Source organism: Paenibacillus amylolyticus (genome assembly GCF_036894225.1).
Classification (GTDB): Bacteria; Bacillota; Bacilli; order Paenibacillales; family Paenibacillaceae; genus Paenibacillus; species Paenibacillus amylolyticus.
Map to the genome: position 1 here is coordinate 1,243,218 of NZ_CP145892.1, position 23,972 is coordinate 1,267,189.

General features: G+C 49.5%; 16 protein-coding genes. 14 read left to right on the forward strand and 2 right to left on the reverse strand.

The window, feature by feature from the left end:
- Nucleotides 1-4 precede the first annotated feature (4 nt).
- The 8 genes from V6668_RS05530 (at nt 5) to V6668_RS05565 (ending at nt 14,120) form a co-directional block, all read left to right on the forward strand.
- Nucleotides 5-883: a carbohydrate ABC transporter permease gene (locus V6668_RS05530; protein WP_100528582.1), complete on the forward strand. Its 879-nt coding sequence runs from the start codon at nt 5-7 to the stop codon at nt 881-883.
- 42 nt (nt 884-925) lie between these two features.
- Nucleotides 926-1,963 carry a response regulator transcription factor gene (locus V6668_RS05535; protein WP_100528583.1) on the forward strand — a complete coding sequence of 346 codons (1,038 nt, stop codon included), beginning with the start codon at nt 926-928 and terminating at the stop codon, nt 1,961-1,963.
- Nucleotides 1,960-3,798 carry a cache domain-containing sensor histidine kinase gene (locus V6668_RS05540; protein ID WP_338707896.1) on the forward strand — a complete coding sequence of 613 codons (1,839 nt, stop codon included), beginning with the start codon at nt 1,960-1,962 and terminating at the stop codon, nt 3,796-3,798. Before V6668_RS05535 ends, V6668_RS05540 begins: the two co-directional genes overlap by 4 nt.
- A 31-nt stretch (nt 3,799-3,829) precedes the next feature.
- Entirely contained in the window at nt 3,830-4,597 is a 768-nt protein-coding gene (locus tag V6668_RS05545; RefSeq protein WP_100528585.1) for an SDR family NAD(P)-dependent oxidoreductase, read from the forward strand.
- A gap of 34 nt (nt 4,598-4,631) precedes the next feature.
- Complete coding sequence (locus tag V6668_RS05550) at nt 4,632-7,040, forward strand: DUF4962 domain-containing protein (protein ID WP_338707897.1); 2,409 nt, start codon at nt 4,632-4,634, stop codon at nt 7,038-7,040.
- Between the two features lie 141 nt (nt 7,041-7,181).
- On the forward strand, nt 7,182-8,732 hold the full coding sequence (locus V6668_RS05555) for an extracellular solute-binding protein (protein WP_338707898.1): 1,551 nt from the start codon (nt 7,182-7,184) through the stop codon (nt 8,730-8,732).
- A gap of 95 nt (nt 8,733-8,827) precedes the next feature.
- A complete protein-coding gene (locus V6668_RS05560) occupies nt 8,828-13,144 on the forward strand; it encodes an alpha/beta hydrolase fold domain-containing protein (protein ID WP_338707899.1) in 4,317 nt (1,438 codons plus the stop codon).
- Nucleotides 13,145-13,475: 331 nt separating this feature from the next.
- The gene (locus tag V6668_RS05565) at nt 13,476-14,120 is read left to right on the forward strand and encodes a Vat family streptogramin A O-acetyltransferase (RefSeq protein WP_017690335.1); all 645 of its coding nucleotides are present in this window, start codon (nt 13,476-13,478) and stop codon (nt 14,118-14,120) included.
- A gap of 330 nt (nt 14,121-14,450) precedes the next feature.
- On the opposite strand, the gene V6668_RS05570 is transcribed toward V6668_RS05565, so the two are convergent.
- Both V6668_RS05570 and V6668_RS05575 read right to left on the reverse strand, forming a co-directional pair.
- A complete protein-coding gene (locus tag V6668_RS05570) occupies nt 14,451-14,723 on the reverse strand; it encodes an HU family DNA-binding protein (protein ID WP_036606368.1) in 273 nt (90 codons plus the stop codon).
- 99 nt (nt 14,724-14,822) lie between these two features.
- Complete coding sequence (locus V6668_RS05575) at nt 14,823-15,023, reverse strand: cold-shock protein (protein WP_017690333.1); 201 nt, start codon at nt 15,021-15,023, stop codon at nt 14,823-14,825.
- Between the two features lie 168 nt (nt 15,024-15,191).
- On the opposite strand from V6668_RS05575, the gene V6668_RS05580 reads away from it, so the two are divergent.
- The 6 genes from V6668_RS05580 to V6668_RS05605 all read left to right on the forward strand — a co-directional run bounded on the left by V6668_RS05580 (nt 15,192) and on the right by V6668_RS05605 (nt 23,958).
- Nucleotides 15,192-16,094: a tyrosine-type recombinase/integrase gene (locus tag V6668_RS05580; protein WP_076329431.1), complete on the forward strand. Its 903-nt coding sequence runs from the start codon at nt 15,192-15,194 to the stop codon at nt 16,092-16,094.
- A gap of 335 nt (nt 16,095-16,429) precedes the next feature.
- Nucleotides 16,430-18,163, forward strand: a complete 1,734-nt coding sequence (locus tag V6668_RS05585; RefSeq protein ID WP_076329432.1) for a response regulator transcription factor — start codon at nt 16,430-16,432, stop codon at nt 18,161-18,163.
- 26 nt (nt 18,164-18,189) lie between these two features.
- Nucleotides 18,190-19,977, forward strand: coding sequence for a sensor histidine kinase (locus tag V6668_RS05590; RefSeq protein ID WP_076253497.1), 1,788 nt, complete (start codon nt 18,190-18,192; stop codon nt 19,975-19,977).
- Nucleotides 19,964-21,142, forward strand: a complete 1,179-nt coding sequence (locus V6668_RS05595; RefSeq protein ID WP_338707900.1) for a substrate-binding domain-containing protein — start codon at nt 19,964-19,966, stop codon at nt 21,140-21,142. The genes V6668_RS05590 and V6668_RS05595 overlap by 14 nt, the downstream gene beginning before the upstream one ends.
- 174 nt (nt 21,143-21,316) lie before the next feature.
- Complete coding sequence (locus tag V6668_RS05600) at nt 21,317-22,378, forward strand: galactose ABC transporter substrate-binding protein (RefSeq protein ID WP_338707901.1); 1,062 nt, start codon at nt 21,317-21,319, stop codon at nt 22,376-22,378.
- A 74-nt stretch (nt 22,379-22,452) separates the two neighbouring features.
- Nucleotides 22,453-23,958 carry a sugar ABC transporter ATP-binding protein gene (locus tag V6668_RS05605; protein WP_338707902.1) on the forward strand — a complete coding sequence of 502 codons (1,506 nt, stop codon included), beginning with the start codon at nt 22,453-22,455 and terminating at the stop codon, nt 23,956-23,958.
- Nucleotides 23,959-23,972: the final 14 nt, after the last annotated feature.

The following is a 23,972-nucleotide window of genomic DNA, read 5'->3' on the forward strand; positions in this document are numbered from 1 at the left end:
ATGGATGCGTACCCCCAGTGTCCGTTACCGTATATTTCGCATTGGAAATCTCGTTTTTCTTACGCTGCTCTCGTTAACGATGATTCTGCCTTTCATTAATGTACTGGCCCAATCACTTAGCAGCTCGGAAGCGATCATGGGCGGAAAGGTCAGCTTCTGGCCTGTAGCTTTTACCTGGATCAATTACGAATATGTATTCGGCGATGCTGCCTTCTGGCGGGCTTTTGCGGTATCGGTTGGGGTAACGTTAGTGGGTACGCTGGTCAATCTCGCCGCAACGGCATCACTCGCGTATCCCGTGTCCCGTCCAGAGTACAAGGGGCGATCTCTTATTGTCATGTTTGTCCTGGTGACCGTCGTATTCTCGGCGCCGCTCATTCCGAATTTTATCCTGATGAAGGAGCTGCATCTGGTCAACAATCCACTGGTGCTGATTGTGCCAGGAGCGATTAACGCCTTTAACTTTTTCGTCATGCGTTCGTTCTTCTCACAGCTGCCGGGTGAACTGATCGATGCCGCCCGCATCGATGGCTGTGGAGAGTTTGGCATCATCTGGCGTATCGTTATTCCATTGTCTAAACCAGCCATGGCATCACTCGGCATTTTCTATGCGGTGGGCCACTGGAATGCGTATTCCACCGCGCTTTATTATCTGAATGATCCCGCCTGGTGGCCGATCCAGGTCACACTCAAGAAGTTGTTTGAGAGTGACGATATTTCCGTCGATCCGGGTTCTGCCGTCTATAGCACCCTTGCACATACATCGCCGGAAGGCATCAAAATGGCAACCATCATCATCGCCACCTTGCCAATCATTATCATATACCCTTTCCTGCAAAAGCATTTTGTAAAAGGAATCATGGTCGGCTCCGTCAAATCTTAACTACAAGCAGCATACAGATCTGACGGAAACGGGGGAATGGCGATGTTCAGAATCTTGATTACGGACGATGAACCGATGATTCGGATGGGTCTGGCGAAGATGATTGAGCAAGCAGGACTGTTTGATTGTGAGATCCGGCAGGCGGCGCATGGGGAAGAGGCCCTTCAGGTGGTGAAGGACTTTCAACCACACATCCTGTTCACGGATATTCGCATGCCAACGATGGATGGCATTGAGTTGTGCCGACGTTTATCCGAGCAAGGCAGTACGATGCGCATTATTGTTGTCTCCGGTTATTCAGACTTTGAATATGCAAGAGCCTGTATGGATTATGGGGTAAAACGATATCTGCTCAAGCCAGTGGGACGACAGGAGCTTCATGAACTTCTGCTCAAATTGCTGGCATCCGAAGAGGATAAACCTACGGTATCCCTTGTACCCGTGAGGGAGCTGAATGATTGGGCCATGCGTCTGGAAGAGGCTATATGGGAGTTAAGGCAATCCGATGTGACCGAGCTACTCGCAGCATGGTCGAATCGTTATCCGGCATATGCCCTGATGCCTGAGCAGACTGCGGAGCTTTTTCAGGAATTGCTGGAATTGATTGTGGCCCGCATGAACGCCCGTGGCAACGGAACGATGAGTACGTCCAGTAAGATAATTGTAAGCGTTTCCTCAAGAGAGTGCTTCGAGGCTCTGGGCAACGAGATCCACACGTTAATGAAGACGATCAAGGAAAAGCGTAGTGGCAAGCGCAAGCATCCAGTGGAAGAAGCAAAGGCTTATCTGGAGCAGCATTTGCGCCGGGAAGTGTCACTGGACGAGATTGCTTCCAAGCTTGGACTGAACTCTTCCTACTTCAGCCAACTGTTTAAACAGACGACAGGTCAGACCTTTATCCAATACCGGATACGCAGCAAAATGGAACTGGCCAAACGCATGCTGGAACAGCCGGGCAACCGGATTACGGATATATCCTACGAAGTGGGGTATGCGGATCATCCCCATTTTACCAAGACATTCAAGAAAATTACCGGACTGACCCCGTCCGAATATCGCAGTAAGTTGGGCATTGAATGATGAAGCGCAGCCTGTCGATCCGCCTGTTCTTTCATTTTGCCATCGTCATTACGTTGTCCCTGTCTGCCATTGGCTTGTTTACCTATACCTATGCCTCGACTGAGATGAACGATCAGCTGGCGGACAACATTGCCCAAACGATGCGTAATACGGCGTACCAGACCGATCTGTATTTGCAAAATTATGATCGTGCTACCTACTCCATTCTCTCGAACGGAAGTGTGAAGCACTTTCTCGATATGAATTCGGAGGATAGTTATGCCTATTACGAGTATAGCCGTCAGATTAAAAGGAACGTGTTCCCGCCTGTTTTTATGTTATATCCACAGATCAAGTTCCTGTATGTTATCGGGGAGAACGGGCGGGTTGTCATCGATGACAACCAGAATTCAGCGGGCATACCCGATATCGATGCTGCACAGCAGTATAAGGAGTTGCTCGCTGCAACACCTGCGAATGGCGAATCGACTTTGCTCACCCGCAGTATTCGCAGTGGACAGAATGCAAATGTCATTACGATTGCGCGCCGGATCAGGGGGGTGTCCTCCTATACACCAAACGGAGTGCTGGCGATGGAAGTGAATGTGCTGGAACTTGACAACATCTGGGGAGAACTCGATCTCGGTCAAGGGGGCTATCAGTATGTGATGGATCAGAACGGAAATGTCATCTACACTCCTGGGGACGAGGAGGCGCAGACCGTGATGTCGTCCAGCACCGTGGACAGACTTATGCACATGGAGGCAGGGTCACTGGAACAGAACACGGATGGCACCAAACGGCTGTTTATATCGGAGCTATCTGCCTATTCGGGCTGGCGCTTTGTTGCTTCCGTGCCACTCTCGGAGCTTCAAAGGCCGATTGCAACGATCCGCTCAGCTACATTATGGGTTGGTGCAGGGACCTTGCTCGCTGCGCTTGTGGTGGCCTACCGGATCGGAGCATCTCAAGTAGAACCCATTCGTGTGCTGATGAACGGAATGAGACAGACGGAGAAGGGAATCTGGAACAAGGTGGAGATGAAGGAAAGGCGCGATGAGATCGGAGTGTTGATTCGCAGCTATAATCTGATGGTCAGCCGTTTGTCGGACATGATTGAGAGTGTATATGAGTCGGAGTTGCGCCGCCAGAAGTCGGAAATTGAGCTACAGCACGAAGCGTTGGAACGACACCGTGCGGAATTTCAGGCGCTCCAGTTGCAGATCAATCCACATTTTCTCTACAACACATTGGAGACTATCAAATGTTATGCCGTTGTACAGGATTCCGAAGAAATTACGCAGATGGTTGAATCGATGGCTCATATGCTCCGTTATTCCATTCAGACCAATCTGGAGGAAATTACGGTTGCCAATGAGTTGAAGCATGTGCTGGCCTACCTTTCCATCATGAAACATCGCATGGATCGGGAGCTTGAAGTTGAGGTCATCATTGCACCGGATCTGTTGTTGGAAAAAATGGTTCGTCTCACCCTCCAGCCCCTGGTGGAAAATGTGCTGCAACATGCGTTTCCACGGGGCATGGAACCGGGTCATTTTATCCGCATCGATGCTCGGCGTCTGGATGATCGATTTCTTGTCATCGTTCAGGATAATGGCATGGGCATAAGCAATGAACGTCTGGAGAAGCTGCGTCGCCGTCTGGAACTGAACCGTCTGGCAGGTGAAGACACCGATGATGTTTATCATCGTGGTGGCATCGGACTTATGAATGTACATCGCCGGATTCAGCTCGTATTTGGAGAGACGTACGGCTTGATGATGGAGAGTGAGGAAGGCTTGGGAACGACCATTAAGATGGCGCTTCCGGCGGACCAGCACAGCAAGCGTATTTAATTGAAACCAATAACAAGGAGGAAGATAAAACATGAATATCAATTTACAGAACAAAATTGCATTGGTAACAGGTTCCAGTGGAGGTATTGGTGCTGCTATCGCTGGAGCGTTGGCTCGGTGCGGGGCGAAGGTCGCTGTGAATGGTCTGCATAATATGGAGCGGGCGGAGGAAGTTGTGACTGCCATCCGGGATGCTGGTGGTGAAGCGGCGGCATTTCAGGCAGATGTGACGGATACGGATGCGATCAGAGCGATGGTTGAAGAGATTACACTCCGTTTTGGCGGTCCAATTGACCTGTTGGTTAACAACGCGGGACATCTGGTGGAGCGGAGCCCCATTGAAACGATGAGTGAGGAGCTGTACAGCCGGATTATGGATGTCAATCTGAAGAGCGCCGTCTTTGTCTCCAAAGCAGTCATTCCTGGCATGAGGGCGGCTGGTGGCGGACGAATTATCAATCTGACCTCCGTAGCGGCTCATAATGGAGGCGGGCCGGGTGCAGCGATTTACGCAGCATCCAAGGCGGCTGTCATGGCGTTAACCAAAGGGCTCGCCAAAGAGCTTGCCCCTGGCGGGATTACGGTGAATGCGCTCTCCCCAGGCTTCATCGGACAGACGGCTTTCCATACTACGTTCACCTCGGCAGAAGGTCGGTCTTCTGCGGTAAGCAGCATCCCGCTTGGACGGGAAGGGACTCCCGATGATGTCGCAGGAGCGGCGTTGTACCTGTGTTCCGACCTGGGTTCTTTTATAACTGGAGAGACGCTTGAAATCAATGGCGGCATGTATATGCGTTGATAATACAACATTGCGATAAGGAGGGGACAAAACGATGGAAGTGAAGCGAAAGCTTGCAGAAAGATCGTTGTACCAACCCATCAGCGGGCCGTTCCATGTGGACTATGCGCCTGATGAGCATACCGTTCTGGCAGAGAATCCGCCAAGGTTTACCTGGATGGCGGCACAGCAGGAGGATGAGAATGCCTATCTGCTGCAAGTGTCGGCGAGCCCTTCTTTTCAGGAAGAAGAGACGATGACCTTTGCGCCGCTCCCGTATAACTTTTTCACGCCAGACCAGGTGTTTAGACCTGGGGATTATTATTGGCGATATGCGCTACTTGTAGATCACCCAGTGCAGCAAGGGAGTGAATACGAAGCGCATGTCTCACAAGGGAAACAAGGAAGTGAAGCCGAAGGGCATGCCTCGCAAGGGAAGCAAGGGGAAATGTCGGCTTGGAGTGAGGTGCGGCGGTTCACTGTACCAGTGGGATTACCCGAGACACCGCTACCTTCCCGGGAGCAGCGATACGATTCCACAGACATGTCTCACCCCCGGCTGTGGCTTGGTGAGCGTGGGTTGAATGCACTTTCGGATGCCATTGCGTCAGATGCTACATATTGCGGCTGGGATGCATTTATGGCAAATTCCGTGGAGCCGTGGGCAAAACGTGAGCCCATTCGTGAACCGCAGCCTTACCCGGAGAACAAACGTGTCGCCCCGCTCTGGAGGCAAATGTACATTGACTGTCAGGAAGTGTTATATGCGATTCGTCATCTGAGTATCGCTGGGCGAGTGCTTCGAGATGAACGGCTACTTGATGCGGCGAAAACTTGGCTGTTGCATGTGGCAGCTTGGGATACGGAGGGAACGACCTCCCGCGATTATAATGACGAGGCGGCTTTTCGGGTTGCCGCTGGGCTTGCTTGGGGTTATGACTGGCTGCATGATGAGTTGAACAGTGAAGAGCAGGAAGTGGTAAGGCGCAGTTTGCTGCGGCGGACAGAACAGGTAGCCCAGCATGTGATGGTTCGCTCGAAGATTCATCATGTGCCCTATGACAGCCATGCGGTGCGTTCATTATCCTCCGTGCTTGTACCTTGCTGTATGTCCTTGTTGCATGAGGAGCAGCAGGCTGCGCAGTGGCTGGATTATGCGATCGATTATTATGCCTGTCTGTACTCCCCTTGGGGAGGCAGTGATGGAGGTTGGGCAGAAGGTCCGATGTATTGGACAACAGGCATGGCCTATGTGACCGAAGCGATGAATTTGCTGCGAAACTATGCGGGCATCGACTTTTTCCGTCGGCCATTCTTCCAGCGTACCGGAGATTTTCCTTTCTACGTGTACCCGCCCGATGCTCGGCGCGCCAGCTTTGGGGACCAGTCTACGCTGGGTGACCCGGTAAACTTGAAAACAGGTTATCTTGTCCGCCAACTGGCGGGGGTTACAGGCAACCGTTGGTACCAGTGGTACTTTGAGCGTGTACGTCAATCCGATCCGGGGACAGAGGGTGCTTTTTATAACTACGGTTGGTGGGACTTTAACTTTGACGAATTAGTATACCGCCACGATTATCCGCAGGTGGAGGAAGAGTCGCCTGTGGACATCGAGCCGCTGAAGTGGTTCCGTGATGTGGGATGGGTAGCCATGCATCACCGGATGGACGATCCGGATGAGCATATGATGCTTCTGCTCAAGTCAAGCCGTTACGGCTCGATCAGCCACAGTCATGCGGATCAGAATAGCTTCACTTTGCATGCATTCGGTGAGCCGCTCGCGGCGGATACGGGCTATTATATCGCCCACGGCAGCTCCTTCCACCGGGAATGGCGCAGGCAGACACGCTCCAAAAACAATCTGCTGATTGGTGGAACAGGCCAGTATGCTGAGAACAACAAGGTGCTGAATATGGCCGCAACCGGGCAGATCGAAGAGGCCTATTGGCGGGACGGCGATGGTTATGTGCGCGCGGTAGCGACCGATGCCTATGCCAGCACCGTCCCCCATGTGAAGCGTGTTGTACGGGAGATTCATTATCTGCAATCATCCTATTTCGTCATTGTGGACCATATTGACCTGGAGAAACCGGACAGCGTTCAATGGCTGTTCCATGCACTGCACCCGCTACAGCTGAAAGGGCAGAGCTTCCGTCTGAACGGTATTAAGGCGGGGCTTGAGGGGACATTTGTATATGCTTCCTCCGGTGAGCTAGCGCTTAGCCAGACGGATCAATTTGCAGAGGTGGACCCCTCGGAGTACGAAGGGCTGGAAAGACATTATCATCTGAGCGCGGAAACGCGGCCTGCCACAAGTCATACAATAGTTACGCTGCTTGTACCATATAAGATCGAGGAGCCGAAGTATGTCCCCTATTTCATCGATGATCAGGATCACGGCATCCATCTCTATTTTACCGACAACGGTGTAACAAAGAAGATCGAGGTATCCAAGACGTACTAATAAGTGTGGACCTAAAGAAAACGCAATCTCATCTAAAACATCCCCATTGTTGCAGGCGGTGGGGATGTTTTATCATCTTCATGAAAGCGCTTCACATATAAGCGATACCTAAACCTAAATCAGGATGAAAAGAGGGGTAGCATGAAAAAGTGGATGGTCACAGGCATGGCGCTATTGCTGGCGGCAACCTTCATTGCGGGATGCAGCAAGGGAAGCGGGGCGGAATCCGGTGAGAATGGGGGAGACGGCAAGACAAGGTTCTCCATGTCACTGCGAACGCTGGCGTATACGTATGTGGAGAAGTCACCGGACATCAACCAGGATAAATGGGTGAAAAAGCTGGAGGAACTGACCAATAGCGATCTGAAAATCGTTCTCGTGCCTCATAAGGAATATGAGCAGAAAATGGTCCAGATGTTTGCCACCAATGATATTCCTGATGTGGTGCAGGGTGATGGCGGCGTCAACGGCAAGGAGATGGCCGGTTCGGTCGAAGCCGGAGTATTCCAGCCGCTGGATGAGCTGTTGCAGCAGTATGGGCAAGATTTGCTGAAAGCCGTGCCGAAGGAAGCCTGGGACCAGGTCACCCATGACGGCCAGATCTATGCCATCCCCGAATATTTATCCAATCCATCCCGCCGGGCAACCTGGATTCGTAAGGATCTGCTGGATCAAACGGGATTGCCTGTGCCCACCACGGTGGAGGAAACATTGGAAGTGCTACGTGCCTTTAAAAAGCTTGGCGTGGAGAATCCATATATGGGGCGTGAAGATTTCAAATATGCGGATACCTTCTTTGGTGCCTATGATGTGCAGCAGTTCCTGTCCATGATGGAGCAGCAGGGCGACCAGATTGTACCCAAGTTCATGGATAACGAAAATATGCAGCAAGCCCTGACGGTTTATAAGACGATGTACGAAGAAGGGCTGATTAACAAAGAGTTTGCGACCATCAATTCGACGGTATTCAAAAATACAATTCTCTCCGGTAAGGCGGGCATGTGGTCCATGAACGCCAACGAACTGATTCAATGGGAGAAGCAGATTAAAGCGTCGGTTCCCGATGCCAAAATCGAAATTATCCCTTCCCCTGTTGGTCCGGACGGTAAAGGTGGTTATTATCTGTACGGTCCGGTGACACGTGCCTACTTTATCAATAAGGATGCGGCTGATCCGGCTTCCATTATCCGTTTTTTTAACTGGATGGTTTCCGATGAAGCAGAGAAGTTTTTCACGTACGGCACGGAAGGAGAAACCTACACAGAGGATAATGGCGTCATTTCTTACACCGCTCCAACGGATTCCGCTGGCGTGGATGAAGAGCGTTACCGTCAGTCTTTCTTATGGTTTGTTCAGGACACAACGTACAATAAAGGCTCGTTATCGCTGACAGAAGAAGGCAGGAAACTGATGAATATTTACGATACGATTTTAGCCAAAGAAGGCCGGGATGGCATCAACTTTGATCCACGGTTGGAGGCCTTTGTGCAGAATCCCGAGATTGCTCCCAATTCGGATACACCTCCTCAAGTATTGCTCACACACATGATCAAGATGGTTTACGGTAAGGAGCCCATCTCCGATTGGCCGAAAGTGGTTGAGGAATGGAAATCCAAAGGTGGCGATCAGGCCATCGAGGAAGCTACGGAGAAATTTAAGAAGGGTGAGGGAGTGTCAGCCCCGCGTCGCTAACTATATAAGTTGAACAATACATTTACACGATCACAGCGATCGGAAGGTTGTTCTGTCATTGGAATGGCAAGTCAGCTGAATACGGAGGGATACAAATGAAAGACTTGTTCAAAACGTGGACGAAGCGGGCTGTACTTGTTGCCATATCTTTCATACTCATTACCGGTATCGCCATTCCTGTGCATGAAGTCCGGGCGATGGAAGACGATATTCCTCATTCTGTTATCCATGCTGCACAGGAAGAAAATATCCCGGAACCCGAGGGGCCCGAACTGGAGATTTACGCGGAAAACTTTGATGATCCCGACAATTTTGGCTCTACGGGCGGAATTGCATTGAAGGCACCATGGCGTCAGGACGGTGCGGGCGGGAGCAAGGCCAAAACGTCTTCTTCAACAACCGCACCATCCCAACCCAACATGGTCAAGATAGATGGAACCGATGCACTCGCGCTGCCACTTGATCTGACCGGATACGGAAACATCCGGCTAAGCTACTACACAAGAGCTTCCTCCTATATAAGCGGAAACGTGATTATTGAATGGTCGAAGGATGGAGGAATTTCCTGGACGACGTTGGAGACGTTTCAACTTCCCCCAGGAACTCCAGACATGAAGAATAAGGAAGGCAATACCTTAAAAAGCTGGACGCTGGGTTCCGAAGCGAACAATAACAGTACAGTGAATATTCGATTTCGGACAGGAGATACCATGCAGGCCAACATGTATATCGACAATGTTGCCATTTACGGTCAGGTCATTCCGGGAATAACGCCTGCCCCTTCCCCAGTGCCGCCTGGAGAAGAGAATACTGAGTTTACGCCACCGCTAGGAGTGACTTTATACGAGGATGTGGAGATTGGCATGGCTGGTGGGCGGGCGATGTATTCATCCATTGCCGTTCCCGAGACAGCGGCAACTGAACCGATGCCAGTTATGATCTATATTCACGGAGGTGGGTGGAATCACGGGGATCGGAAGCAGGCATTGAACTCCATATGCAATTATGTACTCAAACGTGGTTACATCGGTGTATCTCTGGACTACCGGCTCACGCCTGAGGCGCCTTTCCCTGCCCAGATTCAGGATGTCAAACTTGCTATCCGATATTTGCGGGCCCATGCCGCCCAGTACAATCTGGACCCAAGTCGTATCGGAGTCTGGGGATCATCTGCGGGCGGTCACCTGGCCGCATTACTTGGGACCACGGGGGACCTGGTCGCTGGTGATCCCGTCGTGCTTGATACAGGAGTCACGGTAGAGGTACCGGATCTCGAAGGTTCTGGCGGCTGGCCTGAGTATTCGGACAAAGTGCAGGCGGTTGCCGACTGGTACGGACCCGCTGATTTTACGACGACATTTGCCAATAACTATAGCTCGGTCACGGCTCTGCTTGGCGGTCATCGCGCATTGGATGTACCGGAACAGGCCAGACTTGCGATGCCGGGCACGTATGCCTCACCGGATGATCCACCGTTCTGGATTCGCCACGGGGATGCTGACGCCACCATTCCATACACGGACAGTGTTACTTTTGCAGAGCAGCTTCAATCTGCGGGTGTGCCGATTGTGGATGTGAAGATTGTACCCGGTCAGGGCCATGGATTTACAGGTACAGCTTCCGAGAATGCCAATGCGGAGGCATGGGCCTTCTTGGATGAACATGTGAAGAACCGGATCGTTACGGAGCCAATTATTTTCAAAAGAAATCCCGCAGACACTTCTTATGTAGATGAAGAAGAACGACCGTTGATGGAGAAGGTCATCGCCAGCAAGCTGCCAAGCGACGATGCGGCGATTGATAGCAGCAAGCCTGATCTGAATTTCAATCAGGCTACAGGTTCCAGCACCGGATTACTAAGTATTTCTTCGACTACTTCCACCAAGAAATATGTATATCTCAAATTTGATATGACCGGAAATGAGCCGGAAGGAGATCGTTATCAACTGCGGATTGCAGCGAAGAAAGGCACTTCGAATACCGATACGGAGTTGTCCCTTTACGGTTTGGATGCCACAGACTGGAGTGAATCATCACTAACCTGGTCGAATGCTCCCGTCCAAAGTCTGAGCGAAGCTTCGCTGCTGGGCACATTCCAGGTCACGGCAGATCGGAATGGAAGTCCGGCAGTTTATGAAGTGGATGTAACCGATTATGTGAAGGAACGTGCAGATGTTGGGCAAGTGGCATTTTTGCTCGCGGATGCGGGATCAACAGGTGTTTCCGTTAACGTCTATACCAAGGAAGCCAACGGAACGAGCAATCCGCGTCCGCAGTTATCTGTCATTGCTTTAATCGAAGAAGGCAGTGACGCGCAGTCACCAGAATGGGAGCAGGGAGCTGAACTGGAGATTCGCAACTGGGGAACGGATTTTGCGGAACTGAGATGGCCTGCTGCCAGTGACGATACGGCTGTATCTGCCTACCGAATTTATCGTGATGGAGTTCTGCTGAGCGAACAAGGTAAGCAGTCATTCCGGGACAGCGGACTTGAAGCGGAAACACCATATACATTTCAAGTGAGGGCGATTGACGAAGCGGGCAACGTCAGCAGTGCTTTATCAACCGAAATGACAACCCTTGACGGCCCGGTATCATCCCTGCCTGTGGCTTCCGTCACGGCAAGTGGCAGCGACGGCAACCTGGCGACCAATACCCTCGACAATAACAGCTATACACGCTGGTCTGTTGCAGGAGAGGGGCAATGGATCACATTTGATCTGGGGCAGGTACAGCCAGTGGGTTATGTTGGGATTGGTTTTTACAAAGGGGATATCCGAAAGACATCTTTTGAGATGGAATCGTCTGTTGACGGTGAGCAGTGGACCCAGATATTTAATGGCGAAAGCAGTGGAGATACAACCGAAATGCAGGCGTTTGATATCCCGGACACTTCTGCACGTTATGTGCGAATCACCGGACGTGGCAATTCCGATGGAAGTATTTACACAAGTCTGAGCGATGTGCATCTGTATGCCCCTTTTGCAGGGGGAGGGACACCTGTGGCTCTGATTCCATACATCGTGCCCCAACCACCTGAAGGGACGATGCCCTTTATCGCACCAGGTCTGACGGAAACAGATGGCACACCACATGCTGTCCATGCTCCACATGCCGTGACCGGACGTACAATTGATGTACGGGATTATGGAGCAGATCCTGCTGACAACACGAGTGATGACCGCCCTGCTATACAGGCTGCGATGGACGAAGCCAACGTTGGGGATGAAGTGTTTTTACCTGATGGAGTGTACAATTTGTTATCCGGGCCGGATTTGAGCACCAATCTGATGCTCAAATCCGGAGTGAATCTGAGAGGTGAGAGCCGTGAAGGAACTGTGCTCAAGACATCGCTGAATCAGGTGACGGGAAGTGCCGTTCTGAAAGCATCGGCTCAGCATAGCATTCTCGTATCCAACATGACCATAACTTCAGTCTGGTCCGGCAGCTACACGACCGATCATCAATCCAATAACCCCTCCGCAGGAGGGCCGGATAGCATGATCCATATCGCCAATTATGGCGAGGCACCATCGTATGACATTACGATTGACGGCGTAATTGTGGAGAAGTTCAAACGAATGGCGATCCGCATTGAGCACAGCCGCGATGTTGTTGTGAAGCATGCAACCTTCCGCAATGCAACAGATCTGGGCCCTGGAGGTTCAGGTTATGGCATTTCGATTCAGGGAACGGCCAAGACCGATCGGCTCGGATTTGACAATGATACATTATGGAACGTGGTGGAGGACAGTACATTTGAAGGTCCCTATCTCAGACATGGAGCACTGATTCAGTTTGTGGCTCATAATAACGTGTTACGTGGCAATACGTTTAACGGAACAAAGTTGGACGCCATCGACCTTCATGGTGAACTGGAGTATTTGAATGAAATCTCCGGCAATGTCATTACGGACGTATTGACAGGCGCAGGGATTGGGCTCGGCAATACCGGGGGTTCGGCTCCCAGCAACCACAGCAAGTCTGGCAAAGGGAACTACATTCATGACAACACAATTACGAACAGTCGAATTGGTATTTCGGTAACCATGGGTACCCCCGATACCCTAATTGAGGATAATCTCATCGAGAATACTAAAGTGATTGCAGAGGCAGCGGGGATCAAAGTGTTGAACGGACCGGGCACGGTGATTCGCGGCAATATAATTCGTAACAATACGGCGAGCGGTTACTGGGGTGTGAGGCTTGAGCGCGACAAAGGTGATGCCGGAGCAGGCAATATCGGCGAAGGGGACCCTGAGAATGTGTGGATTGAAAATAACCTTATTGAAGGGAATGCAAACGGAATCGGCCTCTTTGCCGGAGTAAACATTCTAATGAAGGCCAACATTTTAAACAACATGAATGAGGACTACTACAAAGCAGCAGGTGTTACAGTTACCGAGTTATAAAGAATCAGAACAAGTGGCCTGGCAGGCGTCTATATAAGTTGAAGCTCAATATTACACCATACTGCAATCGGAGTGATAAGGTGTAACATTTATAGTTCAACTTATGTAGCCTGATGGGCTACTTTTTGTTATGAATCCTTAATTTAAGATTCACTAAAGGTTCGTCCTATTCACAACAGGCTGCCGATTCTGTCCATGAACAGCTCAAGTCGGTAGAGCAGATCAAGGCATCTGCGGCTATTTTGTCTGATGTGTCGACAGAGCTGCAGACCTCACTTAGTCCGTTTAAGATTTAAGATCTGTTACAATAGGGAAAAGGAGGGACTACAATATGGCCCCTGATAAAACAAAACTTTTCCCGAATGAGAATATCCGTACGGTATGTTACATTCAAAACCTGCCGCCGCGTTCCAACGTGGACATCGGTGATTATACGTATTATAGTGATAACACAAATCCGCCAGAGCAATTCTATGACCGGATACAGCATCATTATGACTTTATTGGTGATCGCCTGGTCATTGGCAATTTCTGTGCAATTGCGGAAGGTGTGACATTCATTATGAATGGTGCGAATCATCGGATGGAGGGTATGACCACGTATCCGTTCAACATTTTTGGTGGAGGATGGGAGCGTGTGACACCTACACTGGAACAACTTCCATATAAGGGTGACACGGTACTGGGGAACGATGTATGGCTTGGACAAAATGTAACGATCATGCCTGGTATCACGATTGGAGACGGGGCAATCGTTGCCTCCAATTCAACCGTTGTTAAGGACATTGAACCCTATACGATTGTTGGTGGTAATCCAGCCAAGACTGTTAAAAAGCGTTTTGACGAAGAGACGATTGCACTGCTGCTGGAATTGAAGTGGTGGGATCAGGATGAGGAATGGCTGGATACGCATTTGGAACGTCTTGTCTCTACATATGATCTACAGATCTTGCGCGAGCTTCTGAACAGCAAATAGGCTGGATGTGCATTGTGCTTAAAAGACAAATAAGCTGGTTCCTGACGGAGCCGGCTTCCAAGCAAATCAGGCCCTGGACCGTTTTGAGCGGATCAGGGCCTCTTGTTGTCCAAGATGAAATGTTAATTTAACGGGTGGGTGGTCGTAGGGTACAATCAGACTTTGTTGATGGGGGCTTCAAATGAGTGTGATTTTCTGTATGATCCGAGTTTGTCTGTTTGCCTGAATAAAAGTTAATGATATCATCAACGGTAGTAAACACGACATTTAAATCCATATTATCATTGTGTGTTTGAATAAAAACCTCTTTTCAATAAGTTGTTGCGTTGTTTAATTTAAAGCTTCTTTCATGCTTAAGCCTGCTGTGAATACAGGAACTTTACCTGCAGGTAGTTGAATTTCTTTGCCTGTTTTCCGGCTTCTTCCCGTTCTTGCCTCACGCTTCTGCACTTCAAATTTCCCGAATCCGACCAGTTGAACTTCTTTGCCTTCTTTGAGAGCTTCGAGAATCGAGTCCAGTACAACGGTTACAGCTTTTTCAGCATTCTTCTTGGAGAAACCGCCAGCCTTAGCTACTTCTGTGATCAATTGTTCTTTATCCATGGGGAATACCTCGCTTTCATTCTTGGGATGTGGAAACTTTGCTGTGACACATATGTGTAAATAAAAAGCTGCCTTATTAATAAGGCAGCTTTCATATAATTAAAGTTTAGTAACGTTCTCAGCTTGTGGTCCACGGTTACCTTGAGTTACTTCAAATTGAACGCGTTGACCTTCGTCCAAAGATTTGTAACCTTCACCTTGAATTGCACTGAAATGAACGAATACATCTGTTCCTTCTTCAGTTTCGATAAAGCCGAATCCTTTATCCGCGTTGAACCATTTCACTGTACCTGTTTGCATGTGATTCCTCCAAAAAATAAGTTTTTAGCCGATCATTATGACGAGTATAATTTAAAATTGACACTCACCTGGTGCATTTAAACCACGAACTTGATGTCCGCTAATGTATCGATTAATATGATAATACCATGTCCGCTAATATAAGTCAAGATTTGGAGGTATTTTCTAATGAATCAGTCATCAGGGGTTTCGGTGCAGCGGGAACCGACAGTAGAGGAATTCATACATATGCTTGCTAAAGAGGGGGAATTGCATCCCAAAACCGTGAAGGAATATGCAAGTGATCTGAAGCACTTTATCGAATGGTACAAGGAAAGCACCATGCTCAGCGCAGAGTTTTCACTGCGAATTGAAGATGTGGATACATCCACTTTAGTCAGTTATCGTGAAGATGCTCACCAAGTTATGTTATTGAAACCAGCCACCATTAACCGGAGATTGATTACGCTGAAGCGTTTTTTCAAATGGGCTGTCTTGGAATCCAGGCTCAGTCATGACCCTTCCAAACCATTAAAATTCATTCCGGAAGACAAAGTAAGTCCACGCCGAATGACATTGGAAGAAGAGCAGGCATTCCTCGCAGCAGTGGAGTATGGTAATTCACTTCGTGATCAGACCATCCTGACCCTTATGTTTCACACAGGCTTGCGAACGATGGAGGTATGCAACCTCAAGCCTCATGATATCGAAATTGGTAGACGAAGCGGTCACCTGACAGTGAGCGCAGATAAACGCAACGTGCAACGTAAGATCCCTCTGAAAATGCAGTGTGTTGTCATGTTGAATCAGTACTTATCTGATCTTGCTACCGATCATGCGTATCTTTTTCCTTCAGAGAAGACAAACGATCGTTTAACGGAGAGAGCACTGCGCCACCTGATTAAAAAAGTAATGATAACAGCAGGGCTGGAAGGACTGAGTTCACACGACCTGCGTCATCGTTTTGGCTACGCCATGGCTGAGCATACGCCACTGCACCGTTTGGCCGAGATAATGGGACACACCAACCCAGATACAACAATGATTTATTTTAAAGCATTAAGTACGAATCATCGTAAAGAACAAGAATGAATTCTGAATTATAGTCAGAATCAAAACACCTCTTAATTAGAAGTACTTCGAAATTTTCCGTGTTTGTATTACTTTAACCTACCTTTAGCATTCATATACGATCCTTCACATTTCACTTAGGCACTGCCCGACAGGGTTGCCTTACCTCTAACAAAGAAAGCGATTACATATCCCTGATAATATTGTATATTATGATGGCAACCTTGGAACAGATCAACATGATCCTGTGCATTTTGCTTCAATTCGGTGACAGAAAGAAATCAAATGATTCACAATGCTACATATATATTCGTTGATAGGGCATAAGGCCGGCATCAAAAGGGAGGAATCCAAACGTGTACCGGGTACTGCTGGTGGATGATGAAGAAGATGTGCGTGAAGGACTTGTTGTAGAGGTCGATTGGGAAGCGCTCGATCTGCGGATAGTCGGTTTGGCTGAGAATGGGCGGGAAGCATTGGAGATGGCGGAGCGGGTAGAGCCGGACATTGTGGTGACCGATATCAGCATGCCATTTATGAATGGTTTGGAACTCGCACAAAGATTGAGGAAACGTAATCCACTCGTGAAGGTGGTCATTTTGACTGGATATGATGAATTTGATTATGCGAGGCAAGCCATCTCGTTAAGTGTGGATGAATATCTGCTGAAGCCGTTCTCGGCAGGGCATCTCACCGAACTGCTCACAAGATTGCGCGCCCAGATGGCGGCTGAAGTGGCTGAGCGTGAAGATGTACAGCAACTGCGTGAACACTATCATACCAGTTTGCCTTTATTACAGGCAGATCTGATGGCGACCTTGCTCCATCGACAGAAATCCTCAACATATATTCATAGTAAAGCCAAACAATGCGGATTGGATCTGACAGGGGAACGTTATGGGGTGTCCGTATTGACACTGCATATGGATGGAGATGTGCAGAAGGAGAAGTCTGAGGGAGTATTCAGCGAGCCCCCACAGCGACATAACAAAACAACATCCGAGGTAGCGGATCAGTCTGAGATATTCATTCCCGGAGGTTCCTTGCGTCAATCTGAGGATGCTGAACTGAAGCGCTTTGCTGCACTTAACATTGCGGCAGAAGTTTGGGCGGAGCATGGGGCTGGTCATGCCTTTATGCATCAGGAGACGATTGTCCTGCTCTATGTGGATCGTACGGGCGGTACAGATGGAGTGAAGCGGCAACAGAAGGCATTAGAAACTGTGATGCGCAGCATCAACCACTATTTACGTATCCCGGCTACGGTGGGCTCTGGTCAGATTGTGGATACACTCGCGGATGTGAATCATGCCTATGAAGATGCCCTGCTGGCATTGGATTATCGACTTGTGCCCGGGACGGATTCAATTATATACATCGCGGACGTGGAGCGACAGACAGCGGGCAAACTGCGGTTCGACGAGTTGAAGCAGCAGACGCTGACACGTTGCCTTAAGGCGGGTACACAAGCGGAGCTGGAGGAAGCACTTGCGATCATTTTCCGGGAAATTACAGTGGAACACGGGCGAAGTGATATTCAGCTCTATTTAATTGAAGTATTAACAACAGTGTGGAAGGCAGCACAGGCATCAGGGGAAGCGATGGAGGACATCTTTGGTGCAGGGTTCCAGTTGTATGCGGATTTGTTCCGACTGCCGGGACTCACTGAGGCACAGAAGAAGGTACAGGAGGTCTGTCTACTCGTGCAACATCGCATTGCGAGCGGACGGCAGCATGTATACAAGGATATTGTCGAGCAGGCGTTGGTCTTCACGAAAGAGCATTATGCCGACCCGGACCTATCTATTCAGAAGGTGTGCGGACATTTGCATATCAGCTCCGGTTATTTTTGTGGCATTTTCAAAAAAGAAGTACAACTTACCTTCCTGCAGTACCTGATGCAGATCCGAATGGAGGCAGCGCGTGAGCTGCTTCGCTCGACCGAGCTGAAGTCGTTTGAGATTGCGGAGCAGGTTGGCTTTGCCGAACCCAATTACTTCAGTTTTTGTTTCAAAAAACATATTGGCATCTCGCCCAAAGAATATCGTAAACAGGCTTCCCAGGCGGCAAGTGAAGGTTCGATCCGATGAATTTCTTGTCCAGATGGGTGAAGTCCATGGGACCTCAATTACGCTCTCGTCTGCGTTCGTCCAGAGTCAGCAGTATCCGGTTTATTATTACGTGGTCCTTTTCCGTCTTCATCGTCTTGGTGCTAACTATCATGGCGATGCTTCTGCATGACAAGTTCACGCAGGCTGCCGAGCGAAGTGCGGAACTCACGACGAGACAGATTGTGGATCAGGTCAGTTATAACCTGGAGGATTACGTCCGTAGTATGTCTCATCTGTACCGTGCCATTGAGGAACACATGCTGCGTGACGGGACATGGGAAGGGGAACTGGTGGACAAACAGCTTGACACACTGCTCAGCAGTCGTGAAGATATCATCTCGATTACTCTGCTTGATTCCACGGGGAAATTGCTCAAGAACCGACCTACAGCCGAATTAAAAACCAGCGCCCATGTGACACAGCAAGGGTGGTTTCAGTCTGCGCTTCGTGTGCCGGATCACCTGAGTTTCTCGTTACCTCATATTCAGAACATGTACACAGGCCCATATAAATGGGTCGTTTCCATGAGCAAAGGCATAACGATACGGCAAAATGGTCAGGATCGGCAGGTTATCCTGCTGGTCGATATCAATTTCAAACAGATGGATGAACTGAGCCGTCGGGTCAGTCTGGGGCAACGAGGATACGTGTATATCATCGATGAGAGTGCGGGCAATATCGTGTACCATCCGCAGCAACAATTGATGTATATGGGACTCAAAAGCGAGAATATCGAACAGGCTTTGGTGGCTTCCGGCAGTTACGAAGATGAAGCAGATGGGCAGAAAAGGCTGAATACCGTAAAGTCCGTTGCCAATATCGGGTGGAAAATCGTCGGTGTTGCTTATTTGGATGAGATTATGACAACGCGTCAGGAAGTGAACGGATATCTCATTCGTGTATTGGTCGTTGTACTGGTACTGGTCATTCTTGTCTCGCTGTTCTTATCCTCCAGTCTGACTCGCCCGATTCGGCGAATGGAACGTAAAATGAAGGCCGTAGAGCGCGGGGATTTCAACGTGGAGTTGCCGATTGAAGGGCCGCTGGAGGTGGAACGTCTATCTCGTCGCTTTAATCTGATGGTCAATAAAATTCGCACCCTGATGGATGAGATCATCCATGAGCAGGAACAGAAGCGGCGTCTGGAGCTGGAAGCCTTGCAGGCCCAGATCAATCCACATTTTTTATATAATACTCTGAATTCAGTAGTGCGCATGGTAGGCATGAGTCGCAATGAAGAAGTGATTACGATGATCACGTCTCTCTCTCGCCTATTCCGCATCAGTCTTAGTCAAGGCAAAACGATTATCACGATCAGGGAAGAGCTGGAGCATGCGCAGCATTATTTGACGATTCAGCAGATGAGGTTCAAGCGCAAATTCAACTTTACGATTAAGGTAGATGATACGCTTCTGGATTGCCTGACATTAAAGCTGGTGCTCCAGCCCCTGATTGAGAACGCCATTGTTCATGGCATCGAGTACCACATGGACGAAGGAAGTATTGAGGTCGATGTTTATCGTGAGGACAACAAGCTGGTGTTTCGCATTACAGATAATGGGGTCGGCATGACGGAAGAACAGATGTCGGGATTATTAAGTGGTCGTCCTGTGGTCAAAAGTGGTGCAGGCTCCGGCGTAGCGGTGCGCAATGTGCATGACCGAATCCGGCTCTATTATGGGGAGGGCTTCGGACTTGAATTTGCAAGTGAGTTGGAAGAAGGCACCACGGTCTGGGTTCGGATTCCCATTCAATGGCAGCAGAAGGAGGGCGAGCCTGATGACAGACAATAAGGAGAATAGGAACGATATCCACAGCCACAGAGTTGTAGGGTCATACATTCGTACGTTTTGGAAAAAGGTTGCTGCGAGCTTCCCTGGAATCCGGAAACGTCGGTTAGTAACCCTGACAGTTGCAAGCTGCTGTCTGCTCATATGCAGCGCCTGTGGCTTATCGAGTCCCGATGCTACGGCAGTACCGCCACGTATTGCGCTCATTACGCCAGCTGGGACAGGGGAACTTGCGGAAGCTATCCGGCTTGGCGCCGAAGCGGCTGCCAAAGAGAACGGAGCCGAACTGATTACTGTGGAAGCATACCCTTCCGATGGTGATGTGTACACGCCTGCCATTCTGGACTCTGCTGGAAGTCATATGCAGGTTAAGCAGGCCAATGCAGGCCGTGGAACGTTGTCTCGCAGTGCGCGAGAGCAGGCTCAAGTGGAGGCCGCCGCATCGGCTCTGAAGCAGGGGGCATCAGCTCTATTGGTTGATCCCCTAAGTGAGAAGGCCCTTAGTGACATCATTCAGGAGGCACAGACAACAAATTCCGATGGAACCATTGTTCCTGTCATTGTGCTTAACGATGAATTTCCCGTGAAAGGCATCACCAGTTTCATCTCGATGGATAATGTTGAGGCGGGAAGACAGGCCGGCCAGGCTATGGCGGAGCTTCTGGAAGGGAAAGGGCATGTGGCTTTATTAGGCCACGATCCTCTTAATTCTGGTCTTATTCAGAGAGAGCAGGGAGTTATGGAAGCCTTGGGACAGTATCCTAATATTCAAGTGGAACCCAAATCGATATGTAATACACGGGATGGATGTTGGCAGACTGCGAAGCAATTGCTGGACCAGCAGGAGGTGGATGGCTTCATTACTCTTCAGGAACTTGCTTCTCTGGGAGCAGCCGATGAACTGAATCGACGCAAATCTGCGGAAAAGGTAAGGATTGTTGGATTTGGAAGTGAACAACAGCAACTGGAGCAATTGCAAGAAGGGGTCTTTGATCATCTCATTGTCCAGAATGGATACAGTGCAGGTTATCTGGGATTGAATCAAGCCGTTGCGCGGCTGAACAATCAACAGGTGCAAGCGAGAGTGTTACTTGAGACCAAGCTGGTTAGTACAGACAATATGTTCTGGATGGATAACCAGAAGCTGTTGTTTCCTTTTGTACAATGAACCAATGCTGGAACGAGTGCCGGAACGAATACTGAATGAAGAAATTAAGGTGTTTGTTAACTTGAGGAAGATTTCGATAGAACAGGTGAAGATATTGTATTCGAATTTAATGTAAACCCTTTCATAATAAAGACATCGGTGAAGCCGAATGAACTTGGGGGAGGTCATTAGGATATGAAGAAAACATGGATGACACTGTTGATTACGGCATGTATGGTTGTGGCGGCGGGGTGTAGCAGCGGCGGAGACAGCGCAGGTGGAAGTACGGGAACAGATACAGGAGGCCAGACAACAGCCGGTACGGAAACGCCCAAGATTGGTGTTGCCATCTACAAATTTGACGATACATTCATGACGGGTGTACGTAATGCCATGACCGCAGCAGCGGAAGGTGTCGCGACTTTGGATATCGTGGATAGCCAGAATGCACAGCCGACCCAGAATGAGAAAGTGGATCTGTTTGTGTCCAAGAAATACAATGCAATGGCCGTGAACCCGGTGGACCGGACGGCGGCAGGTGTCATCATTGACAAGGCTAAGGCAGCGAACATTCCAGTGGTATTCCTCAACCGTGAGCCAGTGGCTGAAGATATGAACAAATGGGATAAAGTGTACTACGTAGGAGCAAAAGCGGAGGAGTCCGGTACGATCTCCGGTCAGCTGATTGTGGATTACTGGAAAGCACATCCGGAAGCGGACAAAAACGGCGATGGCAAACTGCAATACGTCATGCTGAAAGGGGAACCGGGTCACCAGGATGCAGAGCTTCGGACCAAATATTCGGTTCAGGCGATTCAGGATGCCGGTATCGAAGTGGAAGCACTGGCGGAAGACACGGCGATGTGGGATCGGGTAAAAGGTCAGGAGAAAATGCAGGCGTTCCTGGCTTCCCATGGTGACAAGATTGAAGCCGTTCTCGCAAACAATGATGACATGGCCTTGGGAGCCATTGAGGCATTGAAAGCAGCCGGATACTTCAAGGACGGCAAATCCATGCCGGTTGTAGGTGTGGATGCAACAGCTCCAGCCATTCAGGCTCTCCAGGATGGCACAATGCTGGGCACGGTGCTTAATGATGCCAAGAATCAGGGTGCAGCCACGGTGGCACTGGCTTCCGTACTTGCCAAAGGTGAGACACCAACAAAGGAAAATACCAAATACGATATTACAGATGGTAAATACGTCTGGATTGCATACAAAAAGATTACAAAAGACAACATCGCCGACGCCCAATAACAGCACGAGACAGGGACGTCCGACATTCGGGTAGCGTCCCTTTTTTGCCGGTCATATGGAAGGGAGGAACCAAGATGGAGTCACCTTACCTGCTGGAGATGAATGGAGTTTCCAAAGCATTTCCGGGTGTGCAGGCACTAAGTCAGGTCACATTGAAAGTGAAACCGGGGACGGTTCACGCCTTGATGGGAGAGAATGGAGCGGGGAAATCCACACTTATGAAATGTCTGTTCGGCATGTATCACCCGGATGAAGGAACGATACGTATCGAAGGAAAGGATGTGGATATTCCGAATTCCAAAGCGGCACTTCAGCAAGGCATATCCATGATTCATCAGGAGCTGAATCCGGTCCCGCATCGTCCGGTGATGGAGAATATATGGCTGGGTCGTTTTCCGATGAGGGGAATACTGGTGGACGAGAAACGGATGTATACCGATACGCTGGCGCTGTTCAAGGACTTGAACCTGGATATTGATCCGAAGGCTCAAGCTGGAACACTGTCTGTCTCCAAGATTCAATCCATGGAAATTGCCAAGGCGGTCTCTTTTCAATCCAAAGTCATCGTCATGGATGAGCCAACTTCTTCCCTGACAGGCAAGGAAGTGGATCAGCTCTTTACCATTATTAATGAACTGCGCAGTCGCGGTGTATCCATTATCTATATTTCACACAAGATGGAGGAGATCCTGACGATCTCGGATGAAGTGACAATCATGCGTGATGGTTTCGTTGTCGGGACATGGGATGCTGCTGATCTAACAACAGATCTGATCATTACACGTATGGTTGGCCGTGATCTGGACGAACGTTTCCCGGAACGGACGAACGTACCCGGTGAAGTGATATTAAAAGCCGAGGGTCTGACATCAAACCAGTCCAAATCGTTTTGTGATGTATCCTTTGAGCTGCGAAAAGGTGAAGTGCTTGGCATTGGCGGCCTGGTTGGAGCACAGCGGACAGAACTGATTGAGTCCTTGTTTGGACTGCGTGGACTCGTTTCAGGTACAATTTCGATTCATGGGCGCAAGGTGAAGATTAACTCCCCCGCAGCAGCGAAGCGTCATAACATCGCGTTGCTCACGGAAGAAAGAAGGGTTACAGGGATATTCCCTGTATTGTCAGTGTATGAGAACACGATCATTGCCAGTCTGGGGCGCTACCGAAATCGCGTGGGCTTGCTGGACGAGAAAAAGGGCCGCGAAGAGGCACGTGAGCAGACGCAGAAGTTCAGAACCAAAACGCCTTCAGTTAACACGCTGATTCGAAACCTGTCTGGCGGTAATCAGCAGAAAGTTCTGCTGGCCCGTTGGTTATTGACCGACCCAGAGATTCTGCTACTGGATGAACCGACACGTGGAATCGATGTAGGAGCCAAGTTTGAGATTTACACCATTATTACGGAACTGGCTCGTCAGGGCAAAAGCATTATCATGATTAGCTCAGAGATGCCTGAGCTTTTGGGTATGTCGGATCGCATTATGGTGATGAGCGAAGGGCGTCTCACCGGAATCGTGGACGGAGCCGAGGCAACAGAGCAGGATATTATGAGGCTGGCCGCGCAGCAGCGGATGGCTTAGTCAGGAGGGAAACA

Coding starts and splice junctions, on each gene's coding strand:
- V6668_RS05530 (WP_100528582.1), top strand. CDS start 5: ATGCGTACCCCCAGTGTCCGTTACCGTATATTTCGCATTGGAAATCTC.
- V6668_RS05535 (WP_100528583.1), top strand. CDS start 926: ATGTTCAGAATCTTGATTACGGACGATGAACCGATGATTCGGATGGGT.
- V6668_RS05540 (WP_338707896.1), top strand. CDS start 1,960: ATGATGAAGCGCAGCCTGTCGATCCGCCTGTTCTTTCATTTTGCCATC.
- V6668_RS05545 (WP_100528585.1), top strand. CDS start 3,830: ATGAATATCAATTTACAGAACAAAATTGCATTGGTAACAGGTTCCAGT.
- V6668_RS05550 (WP_338707897.1), top strand. CDS start 4,632: ATGGAAGTGAAGCGAAAGCTTGCAGAAAGATCGTTGTACCAACCCATC.
- V6668_RS05555 (WP_338707898.1), top strand. CDS start 7,182: ATGAAAAAGTGGATGGTCACAGGCATGGCGCTATTGCTGGCGGCAACC.
- V6668_RS05560 (WP_338707899.1), top strand. CDS start 8,828: ATGAAAGACTTGTTCAAAACGTGGACGAAGCGGGCTGTACTTGTTGCC.
- V6668_RS05565 (WP_017690335.1), top strand. CDS start 13,476: ATGGCCCCTGATAAAACAAAACTTTTCCCGAATGAGAATATCCGTACG.
- V6668_RS05570 (WP_036606368.1), bottom strand. CDS start 14,723: ATGGATAAAGAACAATTGATCACAGAAGTAGCTAAGGCTGGCGGTTTC.
- V6668_RS05575 (WP_017690333.1), bottom strand. CDS start 15,023: ATGCAAACAGGTACAGTGAAATGGTTCAACGCGGATAAAGGATTCGGC.
- V6668_RS05580 (WP_076329431.1), top strand. CDS start 15,192: ATGAATCAGTCATCAGGGGTTTCGGTGCAGCGGGAACCGACAGTAGAG.
- V6668_RS05590 (WP_076253497.1), top strand. CDS start 18,190: ATGGGACCTCAATTACGCTCTCGTCTGCGTTCGTCCAGAGTCAGCAGT.
- V6668_RS05595 (WP_338707900.1), top strand. CDS start 19,964: ATGACAGACAATAAGGAGAATAGGAACGATATCCACAGCCACAGAGTT.
- V6668_RS05600 (WP_338707901.1), top strand. CDS start 21,317: ATGAAGAAAACATGGATGACACTGTTGATTACGGCATGTATGGTTGTG.
- V6668_RS05605 (WP_338707902.1), top strand. CDS start 22,453: ATGGAGTCACCTTACCTGCTGGAGATGAATGGAGTTTCCAAAGCATTT.